Annotated in this window: 1 protein-coding gene; it reads right to left on the bottom strand. The window is 58.5% G+C overall.

Annotation, left to right across the window (positions count from 1 at the left end):
- On the bottom strand, positions 1 to 1,484 hold a 1,484-nt coding region (locus AC1RDS_RS20945; RefSeq protein WP_492227358.1), incomplete at its 3' end, for an IS3 family transposase.
- Between the last annotated feature and the right edge of the window lie 40 nt (positions 1,485 to 1,524).

The raw sequence follows: 1,524 nt of genomic DNA, 5'->3' as shown, positions 1-1,524 counted from the left end.
GAGATCTTGATCCGCTTCTCGTTGTACCAACGGATGTAGTCGTCGAGCACTTCAATGAACTGCTCAACTGTGACGCTCTTCCAGTCCCGAGGATAGAACAGTTCATTCTTCAACCGACCGAAGAAGCCCTCGCACGCTGCGTTGTCAGGCGAGCAGGCCTTGCGGGACATCGAGCGGGTGAGCTTGGCCTCGCTCATTCTGGATAGCCAGCCAGGCCAGCGGTAGTGACCTCCGCGGTCTGAGTGGACCACTGGTCGATCGCTTGTCTCTGTGACGGTCTCGATGGCTGCATCCAGCATGGTGTTGACCAGCTCTGCATCCGGACTCGTGCCGATGGTCCAGCTCACCACCATCCCGTCGAAGCAATCGATGATCGGCGACAGGTAGACCTTGCCTGCAGGGATCTGGAACTCCGTGATGTCGGTCAGCCATTTCTTGTTGGGGGCTGCTGCCTGGAAGTCACGGTTGATGATGTTCTCTGGTGCTGGGCTGATCTCGCCCAGGTAAGACGCATACCGACGCCTCTTGGGTTTTGCAACGACCAGGCTCTCTTGCTTCATCAGCCGCTGTATCACCTTCTCGGAGATCGGGCCTTGCTCTCTGGCCAGTGAGGCTTGCAGCCTGCGGTAGCCATAGCAGCGGTGATTGGACTCGAAGATCTCGGTGATGGACTGGCGCACCCTCACGTACTTGTCTCCGATTGCCGCGCGGGCCCGATGGTAGAAGTACGAGCTACGCGCAAGACTCAACTGTGCAAGGAGCTCTGGCAGGCCATAGTGCTCCCTGAGGGCGTCAATCAGCAGTGTCTTCTCCCGGTTGGACAGGAGCTGCAGATCGACGCCCAGGCCTTTTTTTAACAGTTCATTGGCCTTGTTCAAGAGGTCCTGCTCAAGGCGCAGTTGCCTGACTTCGTGGCGCAGTATCTCAACTTGGCGCTCGAGCTCTTCACGCTCTTGCGCCTGCGGAGATTGATTGGTGTGTTTCATTGATGCGGGTGCCTCACGCCCCAGAAGCTGGTTCTTCCAGTTGTACAACGTTGGCCGGCACACGCCGAGCCTGTCGGCAACAGCCTGTGCACTTTCCTGCCGGGTGCAAAGCTCCATCACTCCCGCGTGCTTCAAGCTCTCGGGATATCTTCGCTGGCCCACACTGCCGACAAGGGCCATCCTGGCTTCAGGGAATGCCTCGCGGACCCACTTGGTTAGCGTTCCACGCCCTGGATAGCCCAGCGCCCTCATGGTGGCAGCGATGCATCGATCATGTGTGAGGTAGTGCTCGATGGCCGCTGCCTTCTGGCCCTGCGAGAACTTCGGCTGCCGACGGGCATATCCCAGCGGCAGGTCGAGCCGCTGCTGATACTCGCGGTACCACCCCTTCAATGCATTCTTGGTTGGGTAACCCAGCTGACGGATGGTCGGGCTGGTGCGTTTGCCGAGCTTGATGTAGAGCTCAACGGCTCGGATTCGGTCTTCGTAGGAATACATGAACTACCTTCTAGTAGTCCAAGTTTTCGTCCGCACCCCC

It is taken from the genome of Acidovorax sp. GW823-FHT02H02 (assembly GCF_058797075.1).
Note: the sequence above shows the minus strand (reverse complement) of the source record. Positions and strands in the feature narration are given on the sequence as shown.